The organism is Amycolatopsis sp. NPDC059657 (assembly GCF_042734395.1).
Classification (GTDB): domain Bacteria; phylum Actinomycetota; class Actinomycetes; order Mycobacteriales; family Pseudonocardiaceae; genus Amycolatopsis.
Genome location: NZ_JBHWEB010000129.1, coordinates 2,024 through 24,517 on the forward strand (window position 1 = coordinate 2,024; position 22,494 = coordinate 24,517).

The following is a 22,494-nucleotide window of genomic DNA, read 5'->3' on the forward strand; positions in this document are numbered from 1 at the left end:
GCCCGAATGTGCCTTTCGTCAGATGCGATCTGACGAAAGCCACTTTCGGGGTTCGCCTGACCGGGGCGCCGGGGCCTAGGGCAGGCCCGCCACCTCCCGCAGGTCGGTGACCAGGGCCGCCGGGTCCGTTTCGGACTCGGGCAGGCCGCGAGCGGTGAACCATGAGGCGATGTTGCGGACGTCGCGTTCGAGGAACTCGAGGCCACGCGGGTTGGCCACGATGTCGACCACCTGGGGCAGGTCGATGATCATCACCCGTCCCCTGTGGACCAGCAGGTTGTACGCCGACAGGTCGCCGTGCGCCAGTCCCTGCGAAGCGAGCAGCTCCAGCGCCGCCACCGTCTGGTACCAGAGCTCCTTCAGCTCGGCGTCGTCGGCGCGGACCTGGGCGAGCCGGGGCGCGGCCGTTCCGTCGTCGTCGCCGATGAACTCCATCAGGAGCTCCGTACCGTGGCGCTGCACCGGATACGGGACCGGTGCGCCGATGCTCCACAGGCGACTCAGTGCCGCGAACTCGGCGACCGCCCACTGCTCGGCGATGAGGTTGCGGCCGAAGCCGGTGCGGGTCTCGATCGCCCGCATCTCACGGGACCGCCGCATGCGGCGGCCCTCGAGATACCCAGCGTCGCGGTGGAACATGCGGTGCTCGTTGCTGCGGTAGCGCTTCGCGGCGAGCACCGTCTCCCGCGAGCCGTCGGGCAGGCCGCGCCGGATCAGGTGCACGTCGGCCTCCTTGCCGGTCTTGAGCACGCCGAGCTCGGTGTCGACCGCGGCGAGCGCGGTGAGCACCCAGTCCGGGCGCGGTGCCGGGCCGTGTTCGGCGTCTCCCCAGGTGGACCAGCGGTCGGCGCCGCCGGGGATGTCCTGGACATAGGCGTCCTCACGCAGCTGGGCGAGCCTGCCGCGTTCGGCTTCGGTCATGCGTCCGCTGCGGGAAGGCGCCGGCTCGTCGTCGAAGCGCGGGCGCTTGGACTTACGGCGGGCAGGACTGTCGTAAGAGTTTTCGAAATCGTGCTCGCGCACTGGTGGATTCTCCTTGTGAAGGGGTGCCCCACCGGGCGAGCGGCTAAGCGCTAACGGCCTCGGGGGGCGGATGGGCGGGCCATGGGCACGCCAACGACAGGCACGTACATGTCAGCCTCCTTCGCTCCACTCGGGCTCGTGTTGCGACGATCATCCCAACCGCGAAATCCCGCCGCAACCGAATTAAGCGCGCTGTAGCTCATCACGCGAGTGGACCTTCAATTTGCGCAGCACGCTGGCCACATGCTGCTCGACCGTGCGCCTGGACAGGAACAGCACCTCGGCGATCTCGCGGTTGGTGTTTCCCTCGGCGAGCAGCCGCGCGACGTCACGCTCACGCGGGGACAGCTCGTCGCCATAGCCACGCCTGCCGCGCCGTGACGGCGTGATCGCCCCCGTCGCACGGACGGCGTGACGGCAGCGCGCGGCGTCCCTGGTCGCGCCCAGCTCGTCGAAGGCGCTGGCCAGCAAGGTCAGTTCGCTCGCCTCAGGCTCACCACACCTCGCGAGTCGCTCACCCGCGAGCGCCGCAAGGTACGGCGCGGGCAGCCGCTCGTAGCGCTGCCGCGCGTCGGTGAGCTGCTTGACGGCGGACTCGCCGCGGCACAGCGCCAATATCCCTTGTGCCTCAGCCAAAGCCGCGTAGCTCGCCGGCGCGTCGCAGCCCGCGAGCCCGCGTTCGAGTTCGTCGGTAAGCGCTTGCGCGTCGCTTTCGCGGCCCGTCTGGCAGTACGCGTCGACCGCCATGACCACCAGCTCGCCTGCCCACGCCCAGACACCCTTGGCGCGCGCGGCTTCCAGGCCACGGTCGGCTTCGAGCGCGGCCGCCTCGGCGTCCTGTTGCGCGAGCAGCATCCGCACGACGCCCGCGTGCGCGGCGAGCACCACCGGCGCGATCGCGTTCTGCGGCTGCGCGATGCCCGTCTCAGCGAAATGCCCGGCCGCGCGGTCCCATTCACCGCGTGCGACCGCCAGCGAGCCCAGCACCAGCGAGAGTTCGCTCGCGACCGGGAGCAGGTCCTGGTACTCGTCGAGCAGCCGCAACGTCCGCGCGGTCAGGCCGTCCCAGTGCCCGGTCAGCCAGTCGACATGCGCGCGCGTGGCACGTGCGGTGCTGACGACATAAGGCGCGCCGCAGCTTGTGGCCAGCTGCATTCCGCTGTGCAGGAGGCTGCCTGCCCGGTCGTGATGGCCGATCCACGCGCACGCGTCGGCGAGGTTGCAGTGCATCCGCGCGAGCTGGCGCTGCTCGCCCGCCGATTCGATGGTGCCCGGCACGCGCCGCGCGAGTGCCCACGCGCGGCCGTCGCCGATGTGCAGCCAGGATGGGACGTTGCTGGCCATCAGCGTCAGCAGCACCAGCCGGTCGGTCGCGCCGGCGATCAGTTCGTCCACCCGCTGCATCCACGGCAGATGCGCGGACAGCGGCGTCGTGCCCGCCCACGGCAGCGCGAGCATGGCGATGCCACGCGCCTCCAGGTCGGGCCGGTGCCCGAGGTCGTTGACGGCCAGCTCGGTCTCGGCACGGCCCGATTCGACGCCACCCGAGTACCGCATCAGCAGCAGGCCGAGGCTCAGCCGGACTTCACCACGCAGCCGCCGCGACAGCCGCCGATCGCCGAGCAGCCGTTGCAGTGTCGCGATGACCTCGCGGATGCTCAGGCCGTCGAACGCGATCGCACTGAGTCTGCCCGCCAGTCTGTCCACATCGGACGGTTCGAGTGCCGGTTCGTCCAGCAGGCCGCGGAGCAGGTCGGTCGCGGTGGCCAGGTCGCCGACCTCGGCGGCGCGCTGGGCGGCCGCCTCGGCGTAGCGGATCGCGTCGGCCGACTCGCCCGCCTTGCGGCTGTGCCCGGCGAGCTGCACCAGCGGCGGCGGGCTCAGCTTCAGCAGCGCCTGCACGGCGCGCCGGTGCAACTGTTGCCTGGTGGGACCGGAAATCGTGCCGTAGACCGCCTGCTGGGCGAGGGTATGCCGGAACCCGTAGCGGCAGTCGCCCGCTTCGAACAGGACATGCTTTTCGAGCGCCGCGACCAGCGCGCGACGCGCCCGCCCGGCATCCAAACCGGCCGTGTCCGCGAGCACCGTGTCGGTGGCGGGCACGCCGAGCACGGCGGCGGCTTCGGTGAGCCTGCGTGCGGTCAGCGGCAGCTTGATGAGCCGCTCGACCATGGCTTCGCGGAGCAGAACGGGGACTTCGACGGACTCGAGCAGCCCGGCGTGCAGTGTTTCGGTGTGGTCGAGCGCGTTGAGTGTTTCCTCGACAACGAACGGGATCCCGGCGGTGCGCTCGTGCAGCCGCGCCGCGAACTCGGTGGACACCGCCCGCTCGCCCAGCAGCGCCGTGGCCAGGTGTTTCACCCCCTCGGCGTCGAGCGGGCGCAGTTCGATGAGCACACTCGCCGAGCCGGTCGCCGGTCGATAGCTGCTGCCGACCGGGATGCCGCCCGGCACTTCTTCGCGGCGATAGGTGAGCAGCAGGCTCAGGTTGCGCGGCGGATCGGCCATCAGGAAGCGCAGCAGCCTGCGTGAGCCGTCGTCGGCCCAATGCAGATCCTCGATGACGAGCACAAGCGCGCCCAATGAGCTGACCAGCTCCCGGAACGCACGGAAAAGCTGGTGCCGTTCGGCGCGCGGGTCACCGAGCGGCGCCGGTTGTTCCGGCAGGAAATCCGCCAGCTCGGGCAGATATGGCCGCAACGCGCCGCTCAGCGGGCTCAATGGCGGTTTGTTCTTGAGATGACGCCCGGCGTGACGCAGCGCTTCGAGCACTACGCCATAAGGGAATGGTTCGCCCAAAGGCTGGCAATAGCCGGCGAACACCAGCCGCCGCGCCGTTTCCGGCAGCCCGAGCAGCTCGGTGACCAGCCGTGTCTTGCCGACCCCCGCTTCGCCTTCGAGCATCACGATCGACGGCGGCCTGGCGATCGCGGACGCGAGCGCCCCCAATTCCGCGGACCTGCCTACGAGCACCGGCGAGCTCGCGTGTCTGACTCCGCTCATTTTCTAACGCTCATCATCGCAACCACCCAAACCACACCGTTCGGATCATCGCAGCTTAGGGCGGGCGGCTCTGAGACGGAACCCGTTCGGCCGGTCACGGAACTTTCGTAGGTGCGCAATAGATAGGTATCCCTACGGATCAATGCCTCGCTTGTTCGCCGGCGCCGTCGCTTCGACAGTGGATCGACCACCTGAGTGAACGGAGTCCTGATGCGTGAACATCTAATCCCGGTCGCGCTGCTGCTGAGCGCGGTGACGTCGCTGGCGCTGGCCGCGCCCGCGTCGGCCGGTCCGGAGGGGACGATTCGCGGCGCGGGCGCCGAGGGCGCGGTGCCCGGCAGCTATGTCGTGGTGCTGAAAGGCGGCGAGCCGAGCCGGTTGGCCGCCAAGTACGGCGGCAAGCTGACGCGGACCTACGACACCGCGTTGAAGGGGTTCGCGGTCGAGGCGAGCGAGGCGCAGGCTCGCAGGCTGGCCGCCGACCCGGCCGTCGCGTACGTCGAGCAGGACGCCGTCGCGCACATCACACCGGTTTCATCGGCGGCGGCGTGCCTTCGTGCTCGGGCGCCACGAACGGCGACGACGTGGCCATCCCTGACGCGGGCGAGGCCGTCACCAGCTCCGCCACCGTGAGCGGCTGCGACGGCAAGGCCTCGTCGTCGACCCGCGTTTCGGTCGGTATCAAGCATTCCTACACCGGTGACCTGAAGATCGACCTCGTCGCGCCGAGCGGCGCGGTGATCCCGCTCAAGCAGGCGGGCGGCGCGAGCACGGTCGACCTGAACACCACGTACACCGTGGACGCGTCGGCGGAGAGCCGCAACGGCACGTGGAAGCTGCGCGTGCAGGACGTTTATCGCTACGACACCGGTTCCATCGACACGTTCGGGGTGAGTTTCTGATGCGAGCTGTGCGGATCACGGTCATCGCGGGGTTGCTGCTGGCTTCGACGGGCACGGCGCTGGCCGCCGAGCCGGAAGGCACAGTGGTGCGGGCGCGTGAGCATTTCGGGGACCAGTACATCGTCGTGCTGCAGGACGTCAGCGCGTCGGCCGCCGACTTGGCCCGGCAGTACGGCGGTTCGGTCCGGTCGACGTATTCCGTGGCACTGCGCGGTTTTTCGGCGCACTTGACCGCCCAGCAGGCGCGTCGCCTGGCGGCCGACCGGTCGGTGAAGGCGGTGTACGAGGACGGCACCGCGCGTGCCACCGACACCCAGACCAACCCGACCTGGGGGCTCGACCGGATCGACCAGAAGAACCTGCCGCGTGACAACAAGTACACGTACCCGAACTCCGGCGAGGGGGTCACGGTGTACGACCTCGACACCGGGATCAAGCCGGACAACCCGGAGTACGAGGGCCGCGCGTCGGTCGGCAAGGACTTCGTCGGCAGCGGCGGCAGTGACTGCAACGGCCACGGCTCGCACACGGCCGGCACGATCGGCAGCAAGACCTATGGCGTCGCGAAGAAGGCCAAGATCGTCGGCCTGAAGGTGCTCGGCGCCGACTGCACCGGCAACGGCCCCGACTCGGCCGCGGTCGACGCGATGGAATGGGTGACCGCCAACGGCGTCAAGCCCGCGGTCGCGAACATGAGCCTGCGGATGGACCAGGTCGGCCTCGGCGACGACGTGCTGAAGCGGTCCGTCGCGGCCGGTTTCGTCTATTCGGTGGCGGCGGGCAACGAGTCGCAGGACGCCTGCAACGTCAGCCCGGCGCGGGTTCCGGAGGCGATCACGGTCGCCGCGTCCGACGAGAACGACAATCGCGCGTCCTTCTCGAACCTCGGCGCCTGCGTCGATATTTTCGCGCCAGGCAACAACATCACGTCGCTGGGCCTGTCGAACGGCTCGTCGGCCAACATGAGCGGCACCTCGATGGCGACCCCGCACGTGACCGGCGCGGTGGCGTTGTATCTGGCGGCCAACAAGACCGCGACGCCACAGCAGGTCCGTGACGCGCTGGTCGCGGGCGCCACCGACGGCGTCATCAAGAACCCGGGTTCCGGCTCGCCGAACAAGCTGCTGAACGTGTCGTTCATCGGCGGGGGCCCGGCTCCTGCCTGTGGGATCAAGTCCAACACGACCCCGGTGTCCATTCCGGACGCGGGCGCCGCGGTGACGTCTTCGATCACGCAGGATTCCTGTGCGGGCAAGGCTTCCGGCTCGCTGCCGGTGAAGGTGGACATCGCCCACCCGTACTCGGCGGACCTGGTCATCGACCTGGTCGGCCCGAGCGGCGCGGTCTTCGGGCTCCAGAAGGCGGGCGGCTCTCCGGTCGCGGGCGGCGTCCACACGACCTACACGGTCAACGCGGCCACCGAAAACGCCAACGGCACCTGGAAACTCCGCGTCCAGGACGTCTACCGCTACGACGTCGGCTCGATCGAAGGTTTCTCGATCACCTTCTGACCCAGCGAAAAAAATCCCAATGTGGCGTTCGTCAGATTCGACCTGACGAACGCCACATTGGGGGGCTGAAAACTGACGAAAGCCGCATTGGGATTTTTTTTTACCCGGCCTGGAGGATGGCCATGGCCGCGTTGTGGCCGGGGATCCCGCTGACCCCGCCGCCCCGCTGGGCTCCCGCGCCGCACAGCAGCACCCGCTCATGGGCGGTTTCGACCCCCCACTTGCCGACCATCGACTCGTCGGCCGCGTAGGGCCACGACAGGTCCCGGTGGAAGATGTGACCGGCGGGCAGACCCAACTCCGCTTCCAGGTCCAGCGGAGTTTTCGCTTCTACGCAAGGGTTCCCGGCCGGATCCAGCCACAAGCAGTCTTCGATCGGCTCGGCGAGCACGCTGTTCAGCGAAGCCAGAGTCGCCTTCAAAGCCTCCGAGCGCGCAGAGTCGTTGCGACCGGCGAACAACCGAGCGGGCATGTGCAGCCCGAACAGTGTCAGCGTCTGCGCGCCCGCCACACGCTCGGCGGGACCCAGGATCGTCGGGTCGGTCAGCGAGTGGCAGTAGATCTCGCATGGCGGCAGCGACGGGATCTCGCCGGAGGAGGCCTCCGCGTAGGCCGTGGCCAGTTGTGAGTAGGTCTCGTTGACGTGGAACGTTCCGCCGAACGCCTCGCGCGGGTCCACCGACGAGTCCCGCAGCCGTGGCAGGCGTGAGAGGACCATGTTCACCTTGAGCTGGGCACCTTCGGGGGTCTCCGTCGGCGACTCGCCGAGCAGGCGCGCCAGCGTCGGCGGTGCGACGTTCGCGAGGACATGCCCGCCGCGCACCACGTGTTCCGCGTCGCCCTGGCGGTAGCGCACCTCGCCGGACGGGTCGATCGACAGGACCTCGGCACCGGGCACGAGCGTCGCGCCCGCGGCACGGGCGGCGTCGGCGAGTGAGCCGGTGACCGCGCCCATGCCGCCGACCGGGACGTCCCAGTCGCCGGTCTCGTTGCCGATCAAGTGGTACAGCATGCAGCGGTTCTGCCGAAGTTCGGCGTCGTCGGCCGGCGCGAAAGTCCCGATCAGCGCGTCGGTCAGCACCACGCCGCGGACAGTGTCGTCGCCGAAGGTCTCTTCGAGTGTCCCGCTGACCGGGCGCTCGAACAGCGCGTCCCACGCCGCGTCGTCCCCGACACGCGCACGCAGGGTTTCCTTGCTGGGCAAGGGTTCCGTCAACGTCGAGAACGTGCGCTCGGCCACCCGCGCGGTCATCGCGTAGAAGCGGTTCCAAGCCTCGAATTCCTTGCCGGAGCCGGTGATCGCCGCGAACGACCCGGCCGTGCGGGCGGAGTCGCCGGTGTCGACCAGCAGGCCGCCGTCACCGACCGGCGTGTACGAGGACATCCGGCGCCGCCGCAGGTCCACCGGCAGCCCGAGGTCGGCGATGATCTTCTTCGGCAGCAGGCTGACCAGGTACGAGTACCGCGACAGCCGCACGTCGACGCCGGGAAAAGCGCGGAACGACACCGCGGCCCCGCCGACCTCGTCGCGGCGCTCCAGCACGAGGACGCTCCGCCCGCCGCGTGCCAGGTAGCTCGCCGCCACCAGCCCGTTGTGCCCGCCGCCGACGACCACAGCGTCGTAGTCCATCAAGATCCTCCTCATACCGGTACGCCGCGACCATCGTGGCCGCGGCGTACCAGGTAGGACAAGAGGACGGCTAGGACACGTTCAGCGTGTACGTCGCCGTGCCCGTCTTGCCCGCGGAGTCGGTGGCGGTGATCGTCACCTGGTAGGTCCCGGCCTGGAACGGTGCCACGACCTGCATGGTCGAGCTGCCGCCGCTGGAGATCGTCGACGGGTTGAAGAACGGCGCGAACGGCAGGCCGGTGCCGCTGGCCTTGAGCGTCAGGCTGCCCGAGCCGCCGGTCGCGGAGACCGTCGCCGAGGTGAAGAAGCCGGGCCGGACGGTGCCGCTGCCGGGGCTGACGGTGACCTTGATGTCGCCGGTCGGCGGGGTGCCGGTGCCGACGGTCAGCGTCAGCGTCGTGGTGGCGGTGTCCGTGGTGCCCTTGCCGGAGATCGTCACCGGGTAGTCGCGCTGCGGGGTGTTCGCGGCGGTCTCGATGGTGACCTTCGCGCTGTCACCGGAGTTGATCGACGCGGGCTGGAACGTGGCGGTCGCGCCCTCGGGCAGGCCCGACGCGGTCAGGTCGACCTTCTCGCTGCCGTTCGTGCCCGCCTTGCTGGTCACGGTGGCCGAGACGTACTTGCCGGGGTCGACCTTGACCGAGCCGGGCGTGACGGCGAGGGTGAACTTGTCCTGGCTCGGCGGCGTGCCGATCTGCTGGTTGACCCAGTCGCCCATGTCGTTGTTGAGCCTGCCGTAGATGCTGTACCACTTGAAATCGCTGCGGCTCCACGACGCGACGCCCGCGACCTTGCCGTCGACGATCAGCGGGCCGCCGCTGTCGCCGGGGAGGATGGTCGGGTTGCCGTCGGCGAACCCGGCGCAGATCATCGTCGCGGGCTTCACGCCGTTGCCGACGCCGGTGCACTGACCGGGGTCGCGGATCGGCAGAGTCGCTTTGTCGACCGTGACGTCCTTGGAGTCGTCGTTGAAGTCCTTCTTGCCGTAGCCGACGCCGACGCCGCTCTTGCCCGGCTTCGACAACTCGGTGTCCGACGAGCCCGCGACCTTGGCGTACTGGCCGTTCGGCACCGGGATGTCCGCGTCGGTGGTGACCACCGCGACGTCGTAGCCCTGGTCGAAGTTCACGTACTTCGGGTGCGTGTCATAGCTGACCACGCCGACCCTGGTGCCGCCGCCCGCGTTGAGGTCATCGAGTCCGTACAGGAAGCTCTTCGTGCCTTCGGCCGCCTTGCAGTGCGCGGCGATCAGGACCTTGCGCGGCGCGACGACCGAGCCGGTGCAGGTCTGACCCTGCGGACGGGAGCCGCCTTCGCGGAGCCCGGCGATGATGAAGGGGAATTCCTTCACCGAACTGTCCTGGCCGTTGTAGAACTGGGTGCGCATCGTCGGCGGGATGTGCACGTCGCCGGTCGGGGCGACCGCGGCCGACGGCTCCGCGGCGGCCACTGGGCCAGGGAGCGCGGCGACGATGCCCAGGCCGAGCGCGCACAACCCCAGTACTCGGTGAGTTCGTTTCACGGTGATTCCTTTCCGATGATCCTGCGGCCACTGTCCGTGGACGTGGTGCGCGGAACAATCGGGGAGGAAATCCGTAGGGGTACTGAACTATTGGGGATTAGTGGTGGTCGGTGACCAATTCGAGCTTCCGCTCGCCGGTGCGCTCGACGCGCAGCCCGGCCTTGCCGATCAGCTTGACCAGCCCGTCCACAGTAGACGGCTCACGGCTCGCCGTGGCGAGCACGGCGGCGAGCTTTCCCTTGTAGGACTTGTTGAAATGGCTGACGGTCTTGCGCACGCCGCCGACGTCGGTGACCACGCGCACGTCCACCGCGTGCGGGATGCGGGCCAGCGCGGAGTACGCGCCGGAGCGCAGGTCGACGATCAGGTTGTCCATCTGCTCGAAGACCGGCTCCAGCGTGGGCCGCCACAGGCTGCGCAGCGTGCCGAGCGAGGGCATCGTGGTGTTGCCGGAGAGCCGGTACGCGGGGATGCGGTCGGCGGCCTTGACGATCCCGAACAGCGCGGACGCCACCGCGAGGCGCTGGTTGGCCTTCGCGAGCGCGGGCTTGGAGAAGCTGCCGATGTCGAGCGCGTCGTAGAGGACGCCGGTGTAGCGCTCCAGTCCCGGCAGCGTCGGTGAGGACCACAGCTCGGCGTTGCGGGCGACCTCGTCGGCCTGGTTGGGCGTGATGCCCAGCGTGGTGATGCTCGCGGGCACGTCCGCGGCGAGCTCGGACAGTGCGTCGGCCAGCTTGCGGCGGACCGGGGTCAGCTCGGGATGCGACAGCGTGTCCAGGTCCAGTTGCGGACCGTCGCCGCCGAGGGCCTTGGTTTCGGAAGGGGGGAGGAGCACCAGCACGCCCTAAAGGGTAGACGTGCGTAAATCGGATGCGGTGGGCGGAGGCGCGAGCTTAGCCTCGATCGATGGAACTGCAGTGGCGCCCCTTGAGGCTTGACGACACCGTGCAGCTGGCCAAGGTCTTCGCCGCCTCCGAAGCGCTCGACCCGACCGGCGAGCACTACAGCGCGGACGATCTCCGTGAGGAGTTCGACAGTCCACTCCTGGATCTGGACGTGGCGTCCATCGCGGGCTGGGACGGCGACCGGCTGGTCGCGTACGGCCTGGTCCAGCGCCGTGAAGAGGTCAATCCCGAACACAAGATGCGCGTCGAAGGCATGGTCCATCCCGACTATCGCGAACCCGCTGTCGGCCGGTACCTGGCGGACTTCTTCGTGCGAGCGGGCAAGAGCGTGCACGCGAAGACATTCCCGGACGCGCCGCTCGAGCTGCACGGCCACGCCGCGGAAACCCAGGCCTGGATGACGGGGGTGTTCGAAGGTCACGGCTATCGGCGTTCGCGCACCCTCATCGACATGCGCGCGCCGTTCGACGCGCTTCCGCCGGTGCGGCCCTTGCCCGTCGAGCTGCCGCTCGTCCCCTACGAGGACAAGTACGAGGAGCTCACCCGGCTCGCCGTCAACGAGACGTTCGCCGGGCATTGGGGCAGCGCCGCGCAGTCACCGGAAGGCTTCCGCCACAACATCGCCGGTCACAAGGATTTCCGGGCAGACCTGTCGTTCCTGCTGCTCTCGCAGGATCGAGACGAGGTCGTCGCCTACGTGCTGAGCGCCTTCTTCGCCTCCGACGCCGAAGCGACCGGCGTCCGCGAGCTCTACGTCAGCCATGTCGGCACCCGTGCGGCGCTGCGAGGCCGCGGCATCGCGACCGCGTTGCTCGGGCACACGCTGGCCGAGGCCAAGGCGCGTGGCTTCCAGCGTTCGGTGCTCAACGTGGATCTGGAGAACGTCAACGGCGCGCTCGGGATCTACGAAAGGTGTGGTTACAGCGTCGACGGACGGTGGTTCAACTTCATTCACCCGGTCGAGTGAGCACCCGGTACCCTTGCCCAGGTCGGTGAGGGTTTCCAGGGGGTGCGATGCGAGCGGGCTGGCAGGATCTCCCGCTCCCGATCCGTGCCGCCGTCGAGCGGAACCTCGGCTCCCCGGTCACCAGGTCGCTCCGCCAGTCCCCGGAGTTCGACGGCGGCGTATCGGCGCGCTTGCACCTTGAGGACGGCCGGTGGGTCTTCCTGAAGGCGTTGCCGTCGTACAGCCAGCGTGTCGGCGGCTACCGCGCCGAAGCCGAGGTGGCGGGCTCGCTCCCGGCCTCGGCGCCGGTACCCCAGTTGTTGTCCCTTGTGGACGGTGAGTGGTACGTCCTGGTGTTCTCGGACATCGAAGGCACCCGCCCGAAGCTGCGCCCCGGCTCGCCTGATGTTTCGGCGGCGTTGACGGCTCTGGGTGCGTTGGCCCGGACGTTGACGCCATGCCCGGTGGCGTCGGCTCCGAGCGCGCTCGACGACCTCGGGCCGCTCCTGAACGGCTGGCGTGAGCTGAGCCTGGACCCACCGCGCGATCTCGACGCCTGGTGCGCCCGCAACCTCGACGCACTCGCCGCGATGGAGACGTCGTGGCACCCGTGGGCGGAGGGGGACACGTTGCTGCACAACGACTTGAACCCGGCCAACCTGGTGCTGACCGGGCCGGGCCGGGTGCTCGTCATCAACTGGCGCTACCCGGCGCGCGGTGCCGCTTGGCTGGACCTCGTCTCGTTGGTGCCCCACATGCTCGCGGCCGGTCAGGAACCCTCGGACGTCGACCGCCTCCTGCGCCGCCGCCCCGCTTTGACGGGCATTCCCGCCTGGGCGGTGACGGCATTCGGCGTCGCCCTGGCCGGGCACGCCGAACGCAGCTGCCGCCTGCCCGAGCCTCCCGGCACGACCGGCGTCCGCGTCTACCAGGAACGCCTGGCCACGGTCACGCGCCGCTGGGTCGCCCACCGCACATTGTGGTCGTGAGTGGTACGGCCGGTTAGAACCGGCGATACCACTCACGAGCCCTTGACCACGTGCAACAAGGGTTCCCCAGCGCTGAACCGCCGCAGCTGCTCCTCGACCAACCGCTTCGCCCGCGGATAGAACGACGCCGACCCACCCGCGATATGCGGCGTCAGGATCACCCCCGGAATCGTCCACAAAGGATGGTCACCCGGCAACGGCTCGGGATCCATGACATCAAGAGCCGCCCGAAGCCGCCCTGACGAAGTCTCGGCCACCAAAGCAGCGGTATCCACCGCCGACCCCCGCCCCACATTCACGACCAGAGCGTCATCAGGCAGCAAGGCCAACTCCGCCGCCCCCAGCAGCCCTCGAGTGGACGCCGTATCCGGCAGAATCAAGACAACGATGTCGGCCGAAGGCAGCAGCGACGCCAACTCCGAGATCCCCCGCACACCCGCGCGCGCCGAAGAAGCCACCGGCGTCACCACGGCTTCGGCCGCCAGCAGCTGACGGGAGATCGCCTGCCCGATCCCGCCGTACCCGATCAGCAGCACCCGGCTGTCCGCGAGCGAGCGCGTGTGCTCGCGCGACCAGACCCCGGCCGATTGCTGCCTGATCCACCGAGGCAGGTCCCGCTGCGAGGCATGGATCAACGCCATCGCGTGCTCGGCGACGCTCAGGTCGTGCAGTCCCTGCCCGTTGCAGAGCTGTACCCCGGCAGGCAGCAGCGGCCGCACCTTGTCCACGCCCGCCGACAGCGACTGCACGACACGCAGCGAGGGCAGGCGCGGGAGCAGCTCGAACGGCGCCGGGTACGTGTCGTACGGCAGGACGTAGAACTCGACGTCGTCGACCGTGGCGGGGAAGCCGCCGCGGCCGTCGTACACCTCGGCCGGGAGGCCCGCGGGCACGTCGAGGTCGGACCAGGGGATCAGTACGCGAGTCACGCGATCATCATGCGTGAGCGGCCCCGACGCAGAACTCGTTGCCCTCCGGATCCGTCAGTACCGTCCACCCGAAGCCGGGTACCTCGTGCTTGCCCACCTCCTTCGCGCCCAGGCCGACCAGGCGGGCGACCTCGCCGTCGGCGTCCTCGGTGGTCAGGTCGAGGTGAAGCCGGTTCTTGCCGGCGCGTGGCTCGGGGACGTGCTGGATGCCGAGCGCGACCGGGCTGGAGTCCGAGGACAGGACCAGGTACTCGCCGAAGTAGTCCTGGCTGACCTCCAGGCCGAGCGCCTCGGTCCAGAAGCCGGCCAGCGCGCGCGGATCCTCGCAGTCGATGGTGATCATGCCCACTTGAAGAGTCATACCGGCACGCTAACCCCGCACACCGACAAAACCGGATAACCGGTTGAGGCGCCCCCACCCCCCTTGACTAGGCTGCTGAGAACGTATATCCGGCCGTTTGCCGCGAGGAGCCCAGAAGTGATCACCAGGATGTCGTCGTTGTTCCTTCGCACACTGCGCGAGGATCCGGCGGACGCCGAAGTGCCGAGCCACCGGCTGCTGGTGCGCGCCGGCTACGTCCGCCGAGTCGCACCGGGCGGATACTCCTGGCTGCCGCTGGGCCTGCGGGTGCTGCGCAAGATCGAGAACGTCGTCCGTGACGAGATGAACGCGATCGGCGCGCAGGAGATCCAGTTCCCCGCGCTGCTGCCGAAGGAGCCCTACGAGGCCACCGGCCGCTGGACGGAGTACGGCGACAGCCTCTTCCGCCTCAAGGACCGCAAGGGCGGCGACTACCTGCTCGGCCCGACGCACGAGGAGCTCTTCGCGCTCACGGTGAAGGGTGAGTACAGCTCGTACAAGGATTACCCGGTCGTGCTGTACCAAATCCAGACCAAGTACCGCGACGAGGCGCGTCCCCGCGCGGGCATCCTGCGCGGGCGCGAGTTCGTCATGAAGGACTCGTACTCCTTCGACCTCACCGACGAGGGCCTGGAGACGTCGTACCAGGCGCACCGTGCGGCCTACACCAAGCTGTTCGACCGGCTCGGCATCGAGTACGTGGTCGTCAAGGCGACTTCGGGCGCGATGGGCGGTTCGGCCTCCGAGGAGTTCCTCGCCGTCGCCGAAACCGGTGAGGACACCTACGTCCGCAGCACCGACTCCGGCTACGCGGCCAACGTCGAGGCGGTCACCACGCCCGCGCCCGCCGCGCAGCCGATCGAAGGCCGTCCCGAGGCGCAGGTCCACCACACGCCGAACACGCCGACCATCGAGTCGCTGGTCAACTTCCTGAACGCTGCCGACCTCGGACGCACTTTCACCGCGGCGGACACGCTCAAGAACGTGCTGGTCAAGACCCGCAAGCCGGGTTCGAAGGAGTGGGAGCTGCTCGCCATCGGGCTCCCCGGCGACCGCGAGGTCGACGCCAAGCGCCTCGAGGCCGCGCTGGAGCCCGCCGAGTTCGAGCTGCTCGAAGAGGCCGACTTCGCCAAGAACCCCTTCCTGGTCAAGGGCTACATCGGCCCGAAGGCGCTCAAGGACAACGGCGTGCGCTATCTCGTCGACCCCCGCGTCGTCGACGGCACCGCCTGGGTCACCGGCGCCGACGAGAAGGACCACCACGTCGTCGACCTGCTGGCGGGCCGTGACTTCGTCGCCGACGGCACCATCGAGGCCGCCGAGGTCCGCGAGGGCGACGCCTCGCCCGACGGCCAGGGCACCCTGGTCGCCGCGCGCGGCATCGAGATCGGGCACATCTTCCAGCTCGGCCGCAAGTACGCGGACGCGTTCGAGCTCGACGCGCTCGGCCCCGACTCGAAGCCCATCCGCATCACCATGGGCTCGTACGGCGTCGGTGTCTCGCGGCTGGTCGGCGTGCTCGCCGAGCAGAACCACGACGACATCGGCCTGATCTGGCCGCGCGAGGTCGCACCCGCCGACGTGCACATCGTCATCGCCGGCAAGGACGAGACCATCGCGGCAGGCGCCGAGAAGATCGCCGCCGAACTGGACGCCGCCGGGGTCGAGGTCATCCTCGACGACCGCAAGGCGACCCCGGGCGTCAAGTTCGCCGACGCCGAGCTCGTCGGCGTGCCGACCATCCTGGTGGTCGGGCGCGGGCTGGCCAACGGCGTGGTCGAGGTCAAGGACAGGCGCACCGGCGACCGCGAGGAGATCGCGGTCGACAGTGTCGTCGAGCACCTGGTCAAGGTGACCGGACACTAGGAGATGAAGGTGAGCGGGAAGCGGCTGAAGATCTCGCTGCTTCTCGCCGCCGTCATTCTGCTCGGCGCGGTCGGATACGTCGGGTTTCGCCTGTTTTCGCCGGACGAACCGACGCACGCCGACTCACGCAACGTCCGCGTCCCGTATTCGCGGCCGCCGTTTGTCGTCGTGCCGCCCGTCGTGCCCGGCTGGCAGTCGGTCGCCGGTCGTGACGGCTCCTACGCCTACGACGTCCCGCCGGATTGGACGCCGAAGCCGGAGGCCATGCGCAACTGGCAGGCCGACGGCCACGGCCCGGTGCTGCGCCTGGCGCGCCCCGCGTTCTACGGCAAGGGTTACTGCGAAACCGACCGTGAGCGTCCGCGCGGCGGCACCGGCGTCGCCACCTCCAAGGCGCCCGACCCGTCGGTGAAGATCGCCACCGAGCTCGCCAGGCATGTGTACGGCAACGCCAAGCTCACGGTGGAACCCTCCCAGGAGACCCAGATCTCCTTCGAGCACGGCAAAACCCGGCCGGGGACCATCACGATGATCGAGGTGACACCGGAGCCGGGCGACTGCCAGTCCGCGAAGGCCTACGTCGGCGCGATCTCGATCGCCTCGGGCGAGAACGGGAACCCGAAATGCGCGGTCATGGCCGTGTACTCGGACGACACCATGAGCCGCGACCAGGTGCTGCAGATCCTGAAGAGCTACCGCTGGGTTCCGCCCGGCAACCGCACCACGACGGTTCCGCCTAGGTAGTCGGCCGGATCGTCGAGATGATCTCGTCCGAGACGGCGTTCGGCAGCGCGTTCGACACCTCTTGGTCGGCCAGGATCATGTGCACCGAATAACGCCCGGACGCCGGGTCGGTGCTCAGTGGCAGCGCGACCGCCGTGATGGTCGCACTCGGTGCGCCACAAGGGGAATGCTCCGCCGGGTGAATGGTCGCGGTGATCTCCGTGGCCTCGACCGAGCTCGCGAACACGCGCACGGAACGAGGATCCGACAGGGTCACTTCCGGGCGGAGCATGCCGTCCGAGGAGCTGAACGCCGCGTCCGCCCACTGCAGTGCCGACTCGCGCGCGGCGTCACGCGGGCTGCGGACCTCGTCACTGCCGATCGTGCTGAACCCGGTCTGCGCGCGCGACGAGACGTCCTGTTCCTCGCAGAAGCCGGTCCGATAGTGCGCGACGCCGTGCAGCGCCAGCGGATTCCCGTTCGGGTCCTCGAGCGCGAGCACCATGCCCGCGTCCTCGACCGCCCAGTCCGGTGGGACGTCGTAGACGAACGGGTTGTCCTCGGCCGTCACCGGCCGCCAGCCGATGATCGACGGCACCACCGGCGGCCGAGCCGGTTCGGCGGGCACCGGCCGCGGCGGGGGAGCGGCCTGCTGGGCCGAACCGCCGAGTAGCGCCACGACCAGCAGGAACGACACCATCGTGAGCCCGCCCGCGATGGACAGCCCTACGCGCAGCGGGTTGTCCAGTATCGGGCGTTCCGCGGCCGGGATGTCGACGGGCGGCGCCATCGGGAACGGCTCCGTGTCCGGAGCAGGGAGCAGCGGCCGCCCGGTGAGCGGATCGACGAAGCACAACGGCTCCTCGGACGGCCACTCGCTCACTTCAGCGGCCTCAGGCTCGCGACGATCTTCTTGGCGTCATCGGCAGGCAGCGAGTCCGGCGTGCCCTGGTCGACGGTGATCAGGAAACACGTGGTCTTGTCGCCGTTCTTGAACGCCGCCGAGATCACCAGCACGTTCGGCGCACGGCACTCCTCCGAGGCGGGCGAGGTGAACGTCACCGTCGCGCTGCTGGCCTGGATCGTGCCTCCCGCGAGCGGCAGCCGGCTGACCGGCGGGTCGGCGATCTGCGGCGGCTGGGTGTCCTTTTCCGTGCTGCCCGCGATGGCCCATGCCTTGGCGGCCTTCATCGCGGCCTCTTCCGGCGCCATCTGGTCGACGGTGACGAAGCCGAGCCTGCCGCGGTTGGAGCCCCGCGATTCGGGGCAGGCGCCCGCTTTGTACGTCATCGACTCGTGCATGACGACCTTGGTCGGGCCTTCGTCGTACCCGGCGTTCCGGCCAGGCTTGGTGTCGAAGCCTGCGGGTACGTCGTACGCCGCTCCGTCCTTAATGGACTTCAGGCCCTGCCAGCCCGGCGTGGTCGACTCGGTCTTGTTGTCCGGCACCCCGCTCGCGGACGGCGAGGACGGCGGCGGCACGGGCGCCGACGTCGGGGCGGGCGGCGCGGCCTGCTGCTCGTCCTTGCTGGTCAACACGAACAGCAACGTGACGCCGACCGCGATGACGATCACCAGCGCGACGGCCGCGATCCAGAGCCCGGTCTTCTTCTTGGGCGGCTCGGGCGGCGGGTAGCCGCCGAAACCCTGCTGCGGCTCCAGCTGGTACTGCTGCGTCTGGCCGTACGGCTGTTGGTACTGCTGGTCGTACGCTTGCGGAAAGCCCTGCTGGTAGGGCTGCTGGGGCTGATTCGGCCAGCCCTGGCCCCCTGGGTTCGACATGCGGGCAGCTTAAACCGGCTCAAACGCCCGTGCCGAGCAGCGCGGTGTGAACCGCGCCCGTGTCCGAAAGATCGGCCAGCACGGTGTGCGCGCCCGCGTCGCGTAGCTCGTCCGCCGTGTACTTCCCGGTCGCCACCGCGACGGCCACCGCGCCGTGGTCCAGCGCGGCCGCCACGTCGTTCGGGGTGTCGCCGACGACGACCACCGACGAGTACTCGAACTCGACGCCGTGCTTGGCGCCGGCGGCCGCGACCGCGTGCGGCACGAGATCGGGCCGGTGCGCGGAAAGTGAGCCGTAGCCGCCGATTTCGAAGTCGACGTGCGCGTGCAGGCCGAACGCGGACAGCTTGTGCCGCGAGATCTCCGGCAGGTTCCCGGTGACCAGCGACTGCACGACCCCGCCCAGACCGGCCACAGTGGACAGTGCGGTCTCCGCGCCGGGCAGCGCGCGGCCGAGCTGGGTCAGCGTGGGCAGCGCGCGCTCCGAGATGTCGATCAGCGAGGCCCACAATCTGGCGATCGTGTCCTCGGTCACGTCGATGCCGTGCCTGGTGAGGATGTCGGTGGTGATGGCCCGCTCGGTCTGGCCGGCGAAGTAGGGCTGCTCGCGCAGTTCGACGCCGGTCGCCGCGGACAGCGCGGTCCGGTACCACTGCGCGCCGACGCCGCTGAGGTCGACGAGGGTCTGATCGATGTCCCAGAGCACCAGCCGGTGCGGAGTAGTCACGTGACCGACGTTACCCGGCCAGAGTTATTCAACACGTGTTGATTTCGGTGTGCGTGCGAGCTACCGTTGCGCTCAATTAATTCATCAAGCGAAGAATAAGTGGAGGCTGCGATGACCGGTCGACTCCCGCTGCTGGCGGCGCTCGCCGGCGCGCTGGTGGCCGTGGTGCTGGGATTCCTCACCTTCGGCGCGCAGGCGACGGTGGCGCCGGACCATGTCCCGGTGGCCGTGACGGGCCCGATGGCCGAGAAGCTGGCCGCGCACGGTGGTGACGCGCTCGCCTGGCGCGTCACCACGCCGCCGGAGGGACGGCGGCTGCTGGAGGACAAGGAGGTCTACGGCCTGCTCGACCTCACCGGCGGCCAGGCGACCGTCATGGTTTCCGGCGCGCTGAACCCGTCCGGCACGCAGGTCGCGCAGCAGGCGCTGACCGGTGCGGCGCAGGCGTTGACCGGCGCGGTGAAGGTCGAAACCCTGCATCCGGCCAGCGCGGCCGGCCGCGCGGCGCCGCTGGCGTTGAGCGCGCTCGCGTGGGTCGGCGCGCTGGCAGCGGGCGCGATACTGACCTTGCGTGGCAGGCCGGGGGCGGGCGCCCGGTTCGCGCAGGTGCTCGGCTCCGGTGTCCTGCTGACCGGCGTGCTGGCGGGCTTCCTGAAGCTGTGGGACTCGTCGCTGCCGCTCGGCTGGGACGTGCTCGGCTTCGTTTTCCTTGCGGCGACGGCGTTCGCGGCGCTGCAGGCCGGTTTGCTGCGGCTGCTCGGCATCCGCGCGATGGCGATTCTCGGCCCGCTGTACCTCGTCGCGCCCGCTGTCGCCGGTCAGGTGCCGGAGCTGTTGAACCCGGCTTATCGCACGCTGCTGTGGTCGTGGACGCCGTTCCGGTTCTCCACGGAAGGCCTGCGGAGCCTGCTGCAGGGTGTCTCGGACGCGCCGGACGTGCTGACCGGCGTGTGGGTGCTCACCGGGATGCTGGCGGCGGGCGTGCTCGTGCTGCTGCTACCCGGCAAGCAGGCTGAAGCGCACCCGGCGCACGGGGTTGTCGAGGTTGGTGTCCACTAGGCAGATCGACTGCCAGGTGCCCAGCGCCAGCACCCCGCCGAGCACGGGGACGGTGGCGTACGGCGGCACCAGCGCGGGCAGCACGTGGTCACGGCCGTGACCCTGGCTGCCGTGCTGGTGCCGCCAGCGTTCGTCGCGGGGCAGCAGGCTGTCGAGCGCCGTGAGCAGGTCGTCGTCGCTGCCCGCGCCGGTCTCGAGAACCGCCAGTCCTGCCGTCGCGTGCGGCACCCAGACGTGCAGCAGGCCGTCTTCGGCGTCGGCCTCGGTGAGGAACCGCTCGGCGTCACGGGTCAGGTCGTGCACCACGGCGCGGTTGCCGGTGCGCACCTCGATCTCGACGGAGTACATGGCTGTCACCGTACGACGTTCGGCCGTTGACGCACGGGTGAGACCGTCGCTAGCGTGCGTTCGGCCCGTAAGACGGTGTTCACATTCATGAATATTGAGGTGGTGTTGTGGCCCGGTTCCGCCTGCTCGGCCTATCCCTGATCCTCGCGGCGACGAGCTTCGCCTTCGTCCCGGCCGCTGTCGCGGCTCCAGAAGCGCGGCAAGAGACGAATCTCGACGCCGGCTGGCGGTTCGTCCGCTCGGACGTCGCCGGAGCGGAAACGCCCGGCTTCAACGACTCCGCGTGGACCGCGACGAACGTCCCGCACACCTGGAACGCGCAGGACGGCCAGGACGGCGGGAGCAACTACTACCGTGGAGTCGGCTGGTATCGGAAGCACTTCACGCCGTCGGCCGGGCTGGCGGGCAAGAAGCTCTGGCTGCAGTTCGACGGGGTCAACTCCGTCAGCGACGTGTGGGTCAACGGCACCAAGCTCGGGCAGCACAAGGGCGGGTTCGCGGGATTCCGTTTCGACGCGACCAACGCCGTGCGGCTGGGCGCCGACAACGTGATCGCGGTCAAGGTCACCAACGCGGCGAACGCCGACATCGCCCCGCTGCAGGCGGACTTCACCTTCTACGGCGGCATCTACCGCGACGTTTCGCTGCTCGCGGTCGACCCGTTGTCCGTGCGGCTCGGCGACTACGGCGGCCCAGGCGTCTACCTGCGGCAACGTGCGGTGACGGCGGCGTCGGCCGACATCGACGTGACCACCAAGGCGTGGAACAACTTCGCGGTGTCCAAGAGCGTCCGCCTGCACACGGTGGTGCGGGACGCGGCCGGGACGGTGGTCGCGGAGAACACGACCGCGGCGCGTTCGGTGGCGGCGGCGACCGGGTTCGAGCAGGTGCAGCGGCTGACCATCCGCAACCCGCATCGCTGGCAGGGCAAGGAAGACCCGTATCTGTACAAGGCGAGCGTCGAGGTGCTCGACGGCGCACGCGTCGCCGACGTGGTCACCCAGCCGCTCGGCCTCCGGTCGTCCACTGTGGACCCCGCTTCCGGCTTCTCGTTGAACGGCAAGCACCTGAGTCTGCACGGGGTGAACGCGCACCAGGACCGGCTCGACCAGGGCTGGGCCGTGCCGCCGTCACAGCACGTCCAGGATTTCGACCTGATGGACGAGATGGGCGTCAACGCGCTGCGCACCGCGCACTACCAGCAGGCGCAGCAGGTCTACGACCTCGCAGACCAGCGCGGTTACGTGGTCTGGGCGGAGATCCCGCTGGTGGACAAGGTCACCGACTCGGCCGCGTTCCGCGCCAACGCCCAGCAGCAGATGTACGAGCTGATCAGGCAGAACTTCAACCACCCGTCGATCGCCTTCTGGGGTATCGGCAACGAGCAGCGCACCAACGACGCGGCCACCAACACCATCCTCGACCTGCTCGCCCAGCAGGTGAAGGCCGAGGATTCCGGCCGGTTCTCGACCTATGCGACCAACCAGGGCGACACCGACGCGCTTTCGAGTCACGCCGATGTCAGCGGCTACAACCGCTACTACGGCTGGTACAACAAGTCCGCCACCGGCCCCGGCGCGTGGGCGGATGCCTTGCATGCCAAGGATCCCGCCCGCGAAATCGGCCTGAGCGAGTACGGCGCGGGCGCCAGCATCATCCAGCACGAGGAGAATCCCGCCCCGCCGGTGACGACGTCCCGCTGGCATCCCGAGGAGTACCAGAACATCCTCCACGAGAACCACTGGAAGCAGATCTCGACACGGCCGTTCCTCTGGGGCACCTTCGTCTGGAACATGTTCGACTTCGGCGTCGACAGCCGTTCCGAGGGCGACACCTTGGGCCGCAACGACAAGGGCCTCGTCACCTACGACCGCGCGGTGCGCAAGGACTCGTTCTACTGGTACAAGGCGAACTGGACGACCACACCCTTCGTCTACCTGACGAGCCGCCGCTGGACCCAGCGCACGGCCGCGGCCACGACGGTCAAGGTCTACGGCACCGCGGACTCGGTTTCGTTGTCCCTCAACGGAACCCAGGTGTCGTCCAAGACCTCGGCCGACCACATCTTCTCGTGGCCGGTGACCTTGAAACCGGGCGCCAACGTGATCACGGTGACGGGAACCCGAGGCGGCCAAACCTTCACGGACACGGCCACCTGGACCCTCACCCAGTAAAAAAAATCCCAATGTGGCTTTCGTCAGCTCAGAGCTGACGAAAGCCACATTGGCGTGCTGAAACCTGACGAATGCCGCATTGGGATTTTTTTCC

The 22,494-nt window shown here is 69.2% G+C and carries 20 protein-coding genes; 9 read left to right on the forward strand and 11 right to left on the reverse strand.

Annotated elements, in window-relative coordinates; translation table 11 throughout:
* Nucleotides 1-75: 75 nt before the first annotated feature.
* Both ACFV15_RS40640 and ACFV15_RS40645 read right to left on the reverse strand, forming a co-directional pair.
* Nucleotides 76-1,023, reverse strand: a complete 948-nt coding sequence (locus ACFV15_RS40640; RefSeq protein ID WP_378357820.1) for a serine protein kinase RIO — start codon at nt 1,021-1,023, stop codon at nt 76-78.
* Nucleotides 1,024-1,206: 183 nt separating this feature from the next.
* On the reverse strand, nt 1,207-4,026 hold the full coding sequence (locus tag ACFV15_RS40645) for an AAA family ATPase (protein WP_378357822.1): 2,820 nt from the start codon (nt 4,024-4,026) through the stop codon (nt 1,207-1,209).
* A 210-nt stretch (nt 4,027-4,236) separates the two neighbouring features.
* Between ACFV15_RS40645 and ACFV15_RS40650 the strand changes: the two genes are divergently transcribed.
* Genes ACFV15_RS40650 through ACFV15_RS40660 form a run of 3 tightly spaced genes read left to right on the forward strand, consistent with a single transcriptional unit; the run spans nt 4,237 to nt 6,439 of the window.
* A complete protein-coding gene (locus ACFV15_RS40650) occupies nt 4,237-4,659 on the forward strand; it encodes a protease inhibitor I9 family protein (RefSeq protein ID WP_378357824.1) in 423 nt (140 codons plus the stop codon).
* On the forward strand, nt 4,611-4,928 hold the full coding sequence (locus ACFV15_RS40655) for a proprotein convertase P-domain-containing protein (protein WP_378357826.1): 318 nt from the start codon (nt 4,611-4,613) through the stop codon (nt 4,926-4,928). The genes ACFV15_RS40650 and ACFV15_RS40655 overlap by 49 nt, the downstream gene beginning before the upstream one ends.
* Nucleotides 4,925-6,439: a S8 family serine peptidase gene (locus ACFV15_RS40660; RefSeq protein WP_378357853.1), complete on the forward strand. Its 1,515-nt coding sequence runs from the start codon at nt 4,925-4,927 to the stop codon at nt 6,437-6,439. Before ACFV15_RS40655 ends, ACFV15_RS40660 begins: the two co-directional genes overlap by 4 nt.
* Nucleotides 6,440-6,539: 100 nt before the next feature.
* Here the strand turns inward: ACFV15_RS40660 and ACFV15_RS40665 are convergent, their stop codons facing one another.
* The 3 genes from ACFV15_RS40665 to yaaA all read right to left on the reverse strand — a co-directional run bounded on the left by ACFV15_RS40665 (nt 6,540) and on the right by yaaA (nt 10,432).
* Nucleotides 6,540-8,072 (reverse strand): phytoene desaturase family protein, encoded by a 1,533-nt coding sequence (locus tag ACFV15_RS40665; protein ID WP_378357855.1) that lies wholly within the window; start codon nt 8,070-8,072, stop codon nt 6,540-6,542.
* Nucleotides 8,073-8,139: 67 nt separating this feature from the next.
* Nucleotides 8,140-9,591: a trypsin-like serine protease gene (locus tag ACFV15_RS40670; RefSeq protein ID WP_378357828.1), complete on the reverse strand. Its 1,452-nt coding sequence runs from the start codon at nt 9,589-9,591 to the stop codon at nt 8,140-8,142.
* A gap of 97 nt (nt 9,592-9,688) precedes the next feature.
* Nucleotides 9,689-10,432 (reverse strand): peroxide stress protein YaaA, encoded by a 744-nt coding sequence (gene yaaA, locus ACFV15_RS40675; protein WP_378357830.1) that lies wholly within the window; start codon nt 10,430-10,432, stop codon nt 9,689-9,691.
* 65 nt (nt 10,433-10,497) lie between these two features.
* Here yaaA and ACFV15_RS40680 point away from each other — a divergent pair, with 65 nt between their 5' ends.
* Together ACFV15_RS40680 and ACFV15_RS40685 are read left to right on the forward strand one after the other, a co-directional pair.
* Complete coding sequence (locus tag ACFV15_RS40680; protein ID WP_378357831.1) at nt 10,498-11,463, forward strand: GNAT family N-acetyltransferase; 966 nt, start codon at nt 10,498-10,500, stop codon at nt 11,461-11,463.
* A gap of 47 nt (nt 11,464-11,510) precedes the next feature.
* Nucleotides 11,511-12,431, forward strand: a complete 921-nt coding sequence (locus ACFV15_RS40685; protein WP_378357833.1) for a phosphotransferase family protein — start codon at nt 11,511-11,513, stop codon at nt 12,429-12,431.
* Between the two features lie 32 nt (nt 12,432-12,463).
* Here ACFV15_RS40685 and ACFV15_RS40690 read toward each other — a convergent pair whose 3' ends face one another.
* On the reverse strand, nt 12,464-13,360 hold the full coding sequence (locus ACFV15_RS40690) for a 2-hydroxyacid dehydrogenase (RefSeq protein ID WP_378357834.1): 897 nt from the start codon (nt 13,358-13,360) through the stop codon (nt 12,464-12,466).
* A gap of 7 nt (nt 13,361-13,367) precedes the next feature.
* Nucleotides 13,368-13,721: a VOC family protein gene (locus ACFV15_RS40695; protein WP_378357835.1), complete on the reverse strand. Its 354-nt coding sequence runs from the start codon at nt 13,719-13,721 to the stop codon at nt 13,368-13,370.
* A 117-nt stretch (nt 13,722-13,838) separates the two neighbouring features.
* On the opposite strand from ACFV15_RS40695, the gene ACFV15_RS40700 reads away from it, so the two are divergent.
* Together ACFV15_RS40700 and ACFV15_RS40705 are read left to right on the forward strand one after the other, a co-directional pair.
* Nucleotides 13,839-15,587: a proline--tRNA ligase gene (locus tag ACFV15_RS40700; RefSeq protein WP_378357837.1), complete on the forward strand. Its 1,749-nt coding sequence runs from the start codon at nt 13,839-13,841 to the stop codon at nt 15,585-15,587.
* Nucleotides 15,588-15,596: 9 nt separating this feature from the next.
* Nucleotides 15,597-16,331, forward strand: a complete 735-nt coding sequence (locus tag ACFV15_RS40705) for a hypothetical protein (RefSeq protein ID WP_378357839.1) — start codon at nt 15,597-15,599, stop codon at nt 16,329-16,331.
* On the opposite strand, the gene ACFV15_RS40710 is transcribed toward ACFV15_RS40705, so the two are convergent.
* Genes ACFV15_RS40710 through ACFV15_RS40720 form a run of 3 tightly spaced genes read right to left on the reverse strand, consistent with a single transcriptional unit; the run spans nt 16,324 to nt 18,819 of the window.
* Nucleotides 16,324-17,193 carry a hypothetical protein gene (locus tag ACFV15_RS40710; protein WP_378357841.1) on the reverse strand — a complete coding sequence of 290 codons (870 nt, stop codon included), beginning with the start codon at nt 17,191-17,193 and terminating at the stop codon, nt 16,324-16,326. The two genes, ACFV15_RS40705 and ACFV15_RS40710, sit on opposite strands and share 8 nt — an antisense overlap.
* Nucleotides 17,190-18,092: a hypothetical protein gene (locus ACFV15_RS40715; RefSeq protein WP_378357843.1), complete on the reverse strand. Its 903-nt coding sequence runs from the start codon at nt 18,090-18,092 to the stop codon at nt 17,190-17,192. The genes ACFV15_RS40710 and ACFV15_RS40715 overlap by 4 nt, the downstream gene beginning before the upstream one ends.
* A gap of 19 nt (nt 18,093-18,111) precedes the next feature.
* Nucleotides 18,112-18,819: an HAD hydrolase-like protein gene (locus ACFV15_RS40720; RefSeq protein WP_378357845.1), complete on the reverse strand. Its 708-nt coding sequence runs from the start codon at nt 18,817-18,819 to the stop codon at nt 18,112-18,114.
* 111 nt (nt 18,820-18,930) lie between these two features.
* Between ACFV15_RS40720 and ACFV15_RS40725 the strand changes: the two genes are divergently transcribed.
* The gene (locus tag ACFV15_RS40725; RefSeq protein ID WP_378357847.1) at nt 18,931-19,878 is read left to right on the forward strand and encodes an ABC transporter permease; all 948 of its coding nucleotides are present in this window, start codon (nt 18,931-18,933) and stop codon (nt 19,876-19,878) included.
* On the opposite strand, the gene ACFV15_RS40730 is transcribed toward ACFV15_RS40725, so the two are convergent.
* Nucleotides 19,816-20,226 (reverse strand): secondary thiamine-phosphate synthase enzyme YjbQ, encoded by a 411-nt coding sequence (locus ACFV15_RS40730; protein ID WP_378357849.1) that lies wholly within the window; start codon nt 20,224-20,226, stop codon nt 19,816-19,818. The two genes, ACFV15_RS40725 and ACFV15_RS40730, sit on opposite strands and share 63 nt — an antisense overlap.
* Nucleotides 20,227-20,333: 107 nt before the next feature.
* Between ACFV15_RS40730 and ACFV15_RS40735 the strand changes: the two genes are divergently transcribed.
* On the forward strand, nt 20,334-22,400 hold the full coding sequence (locus tag ACFV15_RS40735) for a glycoside hydrolase family 2 protein (RefSeq protein ID WP_378357851.1): 2,067 nt from the start codon (nt 20,334-20,336) through the stop codon (nt 22,398-22,400).
* The last annotated feature ends 94 nt before the right edge of the window (nt 22,401-22,494 follow it).

Coding starts and splice junctions, on each gene's coding strand:
- ACFV15_RS40645 (WP_378357822.1), bottom strand. CDS start 4,026: ATGAGCGGAGTCAGACACGCGAGCTCGCCGGTGCTCGTAGGCAGGTCC.
- ACFV15_RS40650 (WP_378357824.1), top strand. CDS start 4,237: ATGCGTGAACATCTAATCCCGGTCGCGCTGCTGCTGAGCGCGGTGACG.
- ACFV15_RS40680 (WP_378357831.1), top strand. CDS start 10,498: ATGGAACTGCAGTGGCGCCCCTTGAGGCTTGACGACACCGTGCAGCTG.
- ACFV15_RS40685 (WP_378357833.1), top strand. CDS start 11,511: ATGCGAGCGGGCTGGCAGGATCTCCCGCTCCCGATCCGTGCCGCCGTC.
- ACFV15_RS40695 (WP_378357835.1), bottom strand. CDS start 13,721: ATGACTCTTCAAGTGGGCATGATCACCATCGACTGCGAGGATCCGCGC.
- ACFV15_RS40715 (WP_378357843.1), bottom strand. CDS start 18,092: ATGTCGAACCCAGGGGGCCAGGGCTGGCCGAATCAGCCCCAGCAGCCC.
- ACFV15_RS40725 (WP_378357847.1), top strand. CDS start 18,931: ATGACCGGTCGACTCCCGCTGCTGGCGGCGCTCGCCGGCGCGCTGGTG.
- ACFV15_RS40730 (WP_378357849.1), bottom strand. CDS start 20,226: ATGTACTCCGTCGAGATCGAGGTGCGCACCGGCAACCGCGCCGTGGTG.